We start from the raw sequence: 9,220 nt of genomic DNA on the forward strand, positions 1-9,220 counted from the left end.
GATGGCGCGCTGCGCATCACCATCAAGCGGGTGCCCGGCGGCCGCGCGTCGAACTGGCTGCTGGACAATCTGCAGGCGGGCGATTGCATCGAGGCGCTGCCGCCGGCCGGCGTGTTCGTGCCGCGCAACCTGGATGACGATCTGCTGCTGCTCGGCGCCGGCAGCGGTATCACGCCGCTGATGGCGATCCTGCAGGCCGCGCTGGTCGAGGGCAGCGGGCAGGTACGGCTGTTCTATGCCAGCCGCGATGCTGCCTCGCTGATCTTTGCTGAGGAGCTGGCCGAGTGGTCTGCGCGTTACCCCGAGCGTCTGCAGCTGCGCATCTGGCTTGATGCCGAACAGGGTGTGCCGAGCGGCTCGGCGATTGCCGCGAAGATCGCTGACTGGACGGTGGCCGACGCCTTCATCTGCGGGCCGCAACCGTTCATGGATGCTGCCGGTGCCGCGCTGGGCGAGCTGGGTGTGGATACGGCGCGCATCCATCTGGAGCGCTTTGCCGCCGCAGTGCCGACGGTCGCACCGGGCGGGCGCCGCAGTCGCCTGCGGGTCGCGCTCGACGGTCGCCGTCACGAATTGGACGTGCCGCGTGGAGAGGTGCTGCTGGAGGCTATGGAGCACGCCGGCCTGCAACCACCGAGCGCCTGCCGCTCGGGTGTCTGCGCCGCCTGCAAGTGCCGGGTGGTGGAGGGCAGCGTGAGCATGCGCAGCAATCAGGTGCTGAGCGAAAGCGAGGTGCGCCAGGGCTGGACGCTGGCCTGCCAGGCCGAACCGCGCAGCGCCGAATTGCAGGTGGAGTACTGAGATGCAAAAGGCCCTGGTTTGCATGATTTGACGCAGCGTTCGCCGGATAACGGCATAGCCTTTATCCGGCGGGCGGAAGCGCCCGGGCAGTCGAAAAGGCCGTCGGCCGTTTTCCACCCTTGGCGGGTTACCCCGCGGCGGGCTTAGCGCTCCGCCACCGGCAGATCGTGCTTCTGCCAGGCGAGCCACGAGCCGGGCACGTTTACCACGTCGCGGAAACCCTCGCGCTTGAGGATGCTGGCTGCGATCGAGGCGCGGTAACCGCTGCCGCAATAGGTCGCCACGGTCCTGTCCTTGTCCAGTTGCTCCAGTCCTTCGGGCAGATGGGCGACGAAGGCGTGGCGGGCGCCGGGCACGCGCCCTTGCTCGACCTCCTCGGGGGCACGCACGTCGAGTACCTGTACCTGGGGATCGTCGCGGCGACGATCGAGCTCGTGCACCGTCCATTCGCCGACGCACTCCAGTGGCAGGCCGGCGTTCTGCCAGTCGCTCATGCCGTTGCGCAGGTAACCCGCCACGTGGTCGAGGCCGATGCGGTACAGCTGCAGCGTCGCCTGGTGGATTTCGTGACTGTCTTCGCCGATCAGGTAGATCGGTCGCTGGTCGTCGAGCATCCAGCCGGCCCAGCTGACGAACTCGTTGCGCAGCGCGATATTCAGCGCGCCGGGCACATGGCCGCCGCCGAAGGCGAGGATCGAGCGCAGGTCCACCAGCTGCACGGCGCTGTGGTCGGCGGTGCGCTGGCGGAACTCCTCCGGTGCCAGCGGCGGCGGCAGCGCTGGACCGCCGGTATTCATCGCTGGACGGGTGTTGAGCTTCTTCAGCCGCGCATAGTGGCGCGGCGGCTCGGGCATGTCGGTTAGTAGCCAGTCGACGAATTCACGCTCGCTGCGTTGCTGGTTAAGTGCCGGATTGAACAGCAGCTCGTTGCCGAGCGTGGAGTGGTGGCGGTCGCCGATGGACTTGCCGCAGGCCGAGCCGGCGCCGTGACACGGGTAAATCTCGATGCGTTCGCCCAGCGGCAGGTAGCGGGTGAACAGCGTGCCGTAAAGCTGCGCGGCCAGTTGTCGGGTGCTGTCTTCGCCGAGCAGGTCCGGCCGGCCGACGTCGAGGTTGAACAGGGTGTCGCCGGTGAAGAGAGCGAACGGCTGTTTGCCCTGCTGGCTGTCGCGCAGCAGCAGGGAGATGTGTTCCGGCGTGTGACCGGGCGAGTAGATGATTTCCAGGCTGACCTGGCCGAGCTCCAGCACCTCGCCATCGGCAGCCTGGCGCAGCTCGAAACCGTAGTCCGCTGAGCAGCCGCCGATGATCTCTGCGCCGCTGCGTTCGGCCAGCGCCTGGGCACCGGAGACGAAGTCGGCATGGATGTGGGTTTCGATGGCGTAGGCGATGCGCAGGCCTTTTTCGCGGGCCAGGTCGAGGTAGATATCGACGTCGCGCCGCGGGTCGATCACCGCGGCGACCGCGGCATTGCTGTCGCCCACCAGGTAGGAAATCTGCGCCAGACCGTCGGTATAGATCGGCTCGAAGACCAGCATGTTTGCACCTCCGTAACGGCTGATTGGTTACGGATGTGGAACGTCGACGGGTGGCCGACGTTCACTCGGCGATCATTTGCGAACCAGCAGCACCCCGGACTCCATGTGGTGGGTGTAGGGGAACTGGTCGAACAGCGCACAGCGCTCGATGCGATGGGTATCGGCCAGCTGGGCGATGTTCTGCGCCAGGGTTTCCGGGTTGCAGGAGATGTAGAGGATGCGCTCGAAGCGACGGGCCAGTTCGCAGGTGTCCGGGTCCATGCCGGCGCGCGGCGGGTCGACGAAGATGCTGCCGAAGTCGTAGCTCTTCAGGTCGATATGGGCCAGGCGGCGGAACGGGCGCACCTCGTTCAGCGCCTGGGTCAGCTCCTCGGCGGAAAGACGCACCAGCTCGATGTTGTCGATGCCGTTGTCGGCGATATTGGCCAGCGCGGCGTTGACTGAGGTCTTGCTGATCTCGGTGGCCAGCACGCGGCGCACGCGGGTGGCCAGCGGCAGGGTGAAGTTGCCGTTGCCGCAGTAGAGTTCGAGCAGGTCGTCGTCGCGCTCACCGAGCACGTCGAAGGCCCAGTTCAGCATCTTCTGGCAGACCTCGCCGTTGGGCTGGGTGAAGGCGCCCTCCGGTTGGCGATAGCGGAAGGTTCGCCCGGCGACGACCAGCGCTTCTTCAACGTAATCGCGACCGATGACGATGCGCTTGCCCTTGGAGCGGCCGACCAGGCTGACGCCGAGGCTGGCGGCGAGCTGCTCGGCTTGGGCCTGCCAGGCCTCGTCCAGCGGGCGGTGGTAGGCTAGGGTGATCAGCGCATCGCCGGCCAGGGTGGTGAGGAATTCGACCTGGAACAGTTTGAAGCTGAGCACTTCCGACGCCTGCCAGGCAGCCTTCAGCTGCGGCATCAGCTCGTTGATGCGGCGGCTGGCGATGGGGAAGTCGTCGATCAGAATGGCTTTGTGCTTGTCGCCCTGCTCGAACATTGCGTAGTGGCGCTGGCCCTCCTCGCGCCACAGGCGGAATTCGGTGCGCAGGCGGTAGTGCTCGCGGGGCGAGTCGAAGACTTCCGGTGCCGGTGCATCGAACGGCGCCAGCAGTTCCACCAGCCGGGCGGCTTTCTCGGCGAGTTGGGCGTCGTAGGTGGCGGGGGCGAATTGCGGAGCGCTCATGAAGACTCTTGGAAAGGTAGGTAAATCGAGGGTGGATCGGGGCGCGCAGCTGACGCTTCATCCATCCAGCGTTGCCGCACGGAAGGTGGATGAGAACAGCGTCATCCACCCTACGCTGCGATCAGCCGGCGAACCAGCCCAGCTTGACCACGAACAGTGCCGAGAGAATCCACATCGCCGGGCTCAGCTCGCGCCAGCGGCCGGCCAGCAGCTTGATCGCGGTCCAGGCGATGAAGCCGAAGGCAATGCCGTTGGCGATCGAGAAGGTCAGCGGCATGGCCAGCGCGGCAACCACGACCGGCGCGGCGACGGTGAGGTCGTCCCAGTCGATGCTGGCCAGGCTGCTCATCATCAGCACGGCTACGAACAGCAGCGCCGGCGCGGTGGCGTAGGCCGGCACGGCACCGGCCAGCGGGGCGAAGAACAGGCTGAGCAGGAACAGCAGTGCGACCACGCAGGCGGTCAGGCCGGTGCGGCCACCGGCAGCGGTACCGGCTGCGGACTCGATGTAGCTGGTGGTGGTCGAGGTGCCCAGCGCGGCGCCGGCCATGGTTGCGGTGCTGTCAGCCAGCAGGGCGCGGCCCAGGCGCGGCATCTTGCCGTCCTTGTCCAGCAGGTCGGCCTTCTGCGCCACGCCGATCAGGGTGCCGGAAGTGTCGAACAGGTCGACGAAGAGGAAGGCGAAGATCACGCTGATCAGGCCGATATCCAGCGCGCCCATGATGTCCAGCTGCATAAGGGTCGGCGCCAGCGACGGCGGCATCGAGACCACGCCGTTGAGCTGGGACAGGCCGAGCAGGATCGACAGGCCGGTGACCACCAGAATGCCGATCATCACCGCACCGGTGACCTGGCGATAGGCCAGCGCGGCGATCAGGAAAAAGCCCAGGCAGGCCAGCAGCGGGCCGCCGGCGCTGAGGTCACCGAGGCCGACCAGAGTGGCGGGGTTGTCGACGACGATGCCGGCGTTCTTCAGCGCGATGATCGCCAGGAACAGGCCGATGCCCGCGGCAATGCCGGCACGCAGGGCCAGCGGAATGCTGTGGATGATCCACTCGCGAATCTTGAAGATCGACAGGCCAAAGAAGATCACGCCCGAGAGGAACACCGCACCCAGCGCGGTCTGCCAGGTGTAGCCCATGGTCAGCACGACGGTGTAGGTGAAGAAGGCGTTCAGACCCATGCCCGGCGCCAGTGCGATCGGGTAGTTGGCAACCAGGCCCATGATCGCCGAACCGATGGCTGCGGCCAGGCAGGTGGCGACAAACACCGCGCCGTGATCCATGCCGGTTTCGGCGAGGATGCTCGGGTTGACGAAGAGGATGTAGGCCATCGTCAGGAACGTGGTGATACCGGCCAGGACCTCGGTGCGCAGCGTGGTGTTGTGCGCCTTGAGTTGAAATAGCTTTTCCAGCATGGTCGATCCCCTATGTGCCGGTCAGTGTGAGGGCTGTCGCCTCTGGCGGGCGATTCGCGTGTCATCGCAAAAGCCGCGCATCTTACACCGGGCGGCAGCGCGGTTGAATTTCCATTGAGCAGGTGAAGGCCATGAGCAAACGAGTCCTGATTCCGATCGCCGACGGTTCCGAAGACCTGGAGACCGTCACCCTGATCGACGTGCTGCGGCGTGCCGAGTTCGAGGTACTGGTGGCCAGTGCCGAAGAGCGGCGCATGCTGACCTGCGCGCGCGGTACCCGGATCACCGCCGACGCCATGCTGCTCGACGTGCTGGCGCAGGATTTTGACCTGATCGTGCTGCCCGGCGGCATGCCCGGGGCGAAGACCCTCGGCGAGCTGGAGCCGCTGGCCGAGCGTGTTCGCCAGCAGGCTCGTGCCGGTCTCGATTTCGCCGCGATCTGCGCCGCGCCGGCAGTGGCGCTGCATCCCTACGGCGTGCTCAAGGGCCGCCAGGTGACCTGCTACCCAGGCATGAGCGACAACCTCACCGGCACACATTTCCTCGACCAGCCGGTGGTGGTGGACGGCAACTGCATCACCAGCCAGGGCCCGGCGACCGCCCTGGAATTCGCCCTGACCCTGGTGGAGCGACTGGCCGGTCGCGGCAAGCGCCGCGAGGTGGCGGACGCCATGCTGGTGCCGGCAACAACGAACTAACCTCGCCTCGTATCGGTCATTCCTTGCATTGCCGGAGGTCCCGGCGGCAAGTGGCTGAATCCGAGGAGATCAATGGACAGTGTCGATCTGGCGGTACTGCGGCGCGCCCGCGACTGGTTGCGTGACGGCCATCCCGTGGTGCTCTACACGGTGCTGGAAACCTGGGGCAGCGCGCCGCGCCCGGTGGGCTCGCTGCTGGCGCTGCGCGGCGACGGCCGTGTCGAGGGCTCGGTGTCCGGTGGCTGCGTCGAGGACGACCTGCTCGCCCGGGTCATGGCCGATGAGCCACCGTCGACCTGCCAGCTGATCACCTATGGCGTGAGCAAGGAAGAGTCCGCACGTTTCGGTCTGCCCTGCGGCGGTACCCTGCGCCTGCTGCAGGAGCCGCTGTGCGATGCCGGCTGGATTGATGAGCTGCTGCGGCGCTGCGCCGGGCATGAACGGCTGCTGCGCTGCGTGGATATCGCCAGTGGCGCTGTAACGCTGCACGCCGCCGGCCGCGACGCCGCGCTGCAGTTCGACGGGCATACCCTGCGCGCGCCATTCGGCCCGGCCTGGCGCCTGCTGCTGATCGGCGCCGGGCAGCTGTCGCGCTACGTCGCCGACCTGGCACATGGCCTCGGCTTCGAAGTACTGATCTGCGACCCGCGCGAAGGCTATGCCCACGACTGGGACGCGGCGGCGGTGCGCTTTGTCCCCGGCATGCCGGACGATGCCGTGCTGGCCATCGAAGCGGATGCGCACACCGCCATCGTCGCGCTGACCCACGATCCAAGACTGGACGATATGGCGCTGCTCACCGCGCTGCAGTCCGAAGCCTTCTACGTCGGCGCGCTGGGCTCGCGGGCCAACAGCGAGAAGCGCAAGGCGCGCCTGCTCTCGCTGGGCCTCGGCGAGCGCCAGGTGCAGCGGTTGCACGGCCCCATCGGCTTGCCCATCGGCAGCCGTACACCGGCGGAAATCGCGCTGTCCTTGATGGCCGAGGTGGTGGCGCTGAAAAACGGCGCCCTGGTCAGCCAGGCGTTGCCGGAACAACAGCGCTGTGCCTGAAGCGGGCGTTTGCGCCATCGTTCTGGCTGCGGGGCAGGGCAGTCGTTATCGAGCTGCCGGTGGTGCGGACAAGCTGCTGGCGCTCAGCCTGGCTGCTGCGTCTTCGCCGCCGGTGCTGGCGGCCACGCTGGCCAACCTTCGCAGTGTCGCCGAACGATTGCTGGTGGTGACCCGTGCAGACAATCTGCCTCTGCGCGACTGGCTGAGCGCCAACGCTGCCGATTGCGAGGTGCTTGTGCTGGAAACCCGCGGGCTCGGCCACAGCCTCGCGCAGGCCGTGGCCCACGCGCCGGCGGCGCGTGGCTGGCTGGTGGCGCTGGCGGATATGCCCTATGTGCAGCCGCGGACCCTGCGCGAGATCGCGGCGGCTATCCGTGAGGACAACCTGATCGTGCCGACCTATGACGGCCGCCCTGGCCATCCGCGCGGCATCGGCAGCACCCATCGCGATGCGCTGCTGCAACTGGATGGTGATCGCGGTGCCCAGGTGCTTTTCGCGGCGCACCCGGTACTGGAGCTCGCCCTGAACGATCCCGGTGTACTGCAAGACATCGACCATCCCGATGATCGCCGGCAGGCCTGAAGACCATCGCCGTAGCGACTACCAAAACCTGCACAAATCAATTGGCCGGTGAGCGCAGCGCCACGCCGTTCGCGGCGAGATGACCCTCAGTCAGCCGCAGCCACTCGACCAGCAGGGCTGAACGATTTTCGCACCACGCCAGTCGTACCCCAAGACGCACGGACAGCGCATACCAACGCCCAAACCGTGAGGCCGCCATGAGCGAAAATTCTTCAGCCGCAGGCCAGACCTGCACCATCAGCCTGGAGCTGAACGGCGAACGCCGTGAGCTCCAGGTGCAACCCTGGACCACCTTGCTCGACCTGCTGCGCGACCAGCTCGGCCTGACCGGCACCAAGAAAGGCTGCGATCACGGCCAGTGCGGTGCCTGCACGGTGCTGCTCGACGGCCGGCGTATCAACAGCTGCCTGACCCTGGCGGTGATGCACGACGGCGCCAGCCTGACCACCATCGAAGGCCTGGCCAGCGATGCGACGCTGCATCCGCTGCAGGCTGCGTTCGTCAAGCACGATGCCTTCCAGTGCGGCTACTGCACGCCGGGGCAGATCTGCTCGGCAGCCGGGCTAGCAGCGGAGAACCGTGCCAGCAGCCGCGACGAGATTCGCGAACACATGAGCGGCAACCTCTGCCGCTGCGGCGCGTATCCCAACATCCTCGCCGCCATTGAGGACGCACTGCCGACGCTGCGCGGCCAGGAGGGTGCGCAATGACGCCGTTCAGCTATCAGCGCCCCGAACGCATCGACCAGGCCATCGCCCTGCACGGGCCGCAGAGCCGCTATATCGCCGGCGGCACCAACCTGCTCGACCTAATGAAAGAGAACGTGCTGCAACCCGGCCAGCTCATCGACATCAACGGCCTGCCGCTGCGCGAGATCGAGCAGACCGCCGAGGGCGGGCTGCGCATCGGTGCGCTGGTGAGCAACGCCGACCTGGCCTGGCACCCGCAAATCGAACAGCGCTACCCACTGCTGAGCAAGGCGATTCTCGCCGGGGCTTCGCCGCAGCTGCGCAATATGGCCAGCACCGGCGGCAACCTGCTGCAGCGCACCCGTTGCTACTACTTCTACGACACCGCCACGCCCTGCAACAAGCGCGAGTCGGGCTCCGGTTGCAGCGCGCGTGACGGGCGCAATCGCATCCACGCGATTCTCGGTGCCAGCGAACACTGCGTCGCCGTGCATCCGTCGGACATGTGCGTGGCGCTGGCGGCGCTGGATGCCCGGGTGCATGTGGAGGGGCCGCACGGCAAGCGACGCCTGGAGCTGGTGGACTTCCACCGGCTGCCCGGCGACCAGCCGCAGCAGGACAACGCCCTCGTCGAGGGCGAGCTGATCACCGCCATCGAGCTGCCGGTGGAAGGTTTTGCCAGCCACTGCGCCTACCTCAAGGTGCGTGACCGCGCCTCCTACGCCTTCGCCCTGGTGTCCGTCGCGGCGGCGCTGGAGATGGATGGCGACATCATCCGCCGCGGGCGTATCGCGCTCGGGGGCGTGGCGCACAAACCCTGGCGTCTGGAGGAGGCTGAAGAACTGCTCAGCGGCAAGCGTGCCGAACCCGAATGTTTCGCCGCGGCGGCCGATCGCCTGCTGCAAGGCGCGCAACCGCTCGCCGACAACGCTTTCAAGATCGACCTGGCCCGGCGCGCCATCGTGCGTGCATTGACCGAAGCCGCCGGAGGAACCGTCCGATGAACAGCGCCAACTCTCCACTGGGCAAGCCGCTGGACCGCGTCGACGGTCCGCTCAAGGTTACCGGCAAGGCCTGCTACGCCGCCGAAGCCGATGTTCCGGGGCTGCTCTATGGCGCCGTGGTGTCGAGCAGCATCGCCCGCGGCCGTATCAAGGGCATTGATGCCGCCGCGGCTGAAGCGCTGCCCGGCGTGCGATTGGTGCTGACCCATCAGAATCGCCCACCGGTGGCCAGCTACGACGAGCCCTACGAGGACGACGATGCCGCCGACGGCTCGCCGT

9 protein-coding genes and 1 pseudogene are annotated in these 9,220 nt (G+C 67.1%); 7 read left to right on the plus strand and 3 right to left on the minus strand.

Annotated elements, in window-relative coordinates; genetic code table 11:
• On the plus strand, positions 1–801 hold an 801-nt coding region (locus LO50_RS18905; RefSeq protein ID WP_044315982.1), incomplete at its 5' end, for a flavin reductase family protein.
• A 143-nt stretch (positions 802–944) separates the two neighbouring features.
• On the opposite strand, the gene LO50_RS18910 is transcribed toward LO50_RS18905, so the two are convergent.
• The 3 genes from LO50_RS18910 to LO50_RS18920 all read right to left on the minus strand — a co-directional run bounded on the left by LO50_RS18910 (position 945) and on the right by LO50_RS18920 (position 4,917).
• A complete protein-coding gene (locus LO50_RS18910) occupies positions 945–2,339 on the minus strand; it encodes an MBL fold metallo-hydrolase (protein ID WP_044315983.1) in 1,395 nt (464 codons plus the stop codon).
• Between the two features lie 72 nt (positions 2,340–2,411).
• The gene (trmA, locus tag LO50_RS18915; protein ID WP_044315984.1) at positions 2,412–3,500 is read right to left on the minus strand and encodes a tRNA (uridine(54)-C5)-methyltransferase TrmA; all 1,089 of its coding nucleotides are present in this window, start codon (positions 3,498–3,500) and stop codon (positions 2,412–2,414) included.
• A 121-nt stretch (positions 3,501–3,621) separates the two neighbouring features.
• Complete coding sequence (locus LO50_RS18920) at positions 3,622–4,917, minus strand: NCS2 family permease (protein WP_041014910.1); 1,296 nt, start codon at positions 4,915–4,917, stop codon at positions 3,622–3,624.
• Between the two features lie 131 nt (positions 4,918–5,048).
• Here LO50_RS18920 and LO50_RS18925 point away from each other — a divergent pair, with 131 nt between their 5' ends.
• The 6 genes and pseudogenes from LO50_RS18925 to LO50_RS18950 form a co-directional block, all read left to right on the plus strand.
• Positions 5,049–5,615, plus strand: a complete 567-nt coding sequence (locus LO50_RS18925; RefSeq protein ID WP_041014909.1) for a DJ-1 family glyoxalase III — start codon at positions 5,049–5,051, stop codon at positions 5,613–5,615.
• A 72-nt stretch (positions 5,616–5,687) separates the two neighbouring features.
• The gene (locus LO50_RS18930) at positions 5,688–6,665 is read left to right on the plus strand and encodes an XdhC family protein (RefSeq protein WP_044315985.1); all 978 of its coding nucleotides are present in this window, start codon (positions 5,688–5,690) and stop codon (positions 6,663–6,665) included.
• Entirely contained in the window at positions 6,658–7,248 is a 591-nt protein-coding gene (locus LO50_RS18935) for a nucleotidyltransferase family protein (RefSeq protein ID WP_044315986.1), read from the plus strand. Before LO50_RS18930 ends, LO50_RS18935 begins: the two co-directional genes overlap by 8 nt.
• A gap of 197 nt (positions 7,249–7,445) precedes the next feature.
• A complete protein-coding gene (locus LO50_RS18940; RefSeq protein ID WP_042927739.1) occupies positions 7,446–7,958 on the plus strand; it encodes a (2Fe-2S)-binding protein in 513 nt (170 codons plus the stop codon).
• The gene (locus LO50_RS18945; protein ID WP_044315987.1) at positions 7,955–8,941 is read left to right on the plus strand and encodes an FAD binding domain-containing protein; all 987 of its coding nucleotides are present in this window, start codon (positions 7,955–7,957) and stop codon (positions 8,939–8,941) included. Before LO50_RS18940 ends, LO50_RS18945 begins: the two co-directional genes overlap by 4 nt.
• Positions 8,938–9,220, plus strand: a pseudogene (locus tag LO50_RS18950) (xanthine dehydrogenase family protein molybdopterin-binding subunit); the annotation flags it as partial. The gene LO50_RS18945 and the pseudogene LO50_RS18950, both read left to right, overlap by 4 nt.

Source organism: Stutzerimonas stutzeri (assembly GCF_000935215.1).
Lineage (GTDB): Bacteria > Pseudomonadota > Gammaproteobacteria > Pseudomonadales > Pseudomonadaceae > Stutzerimonas.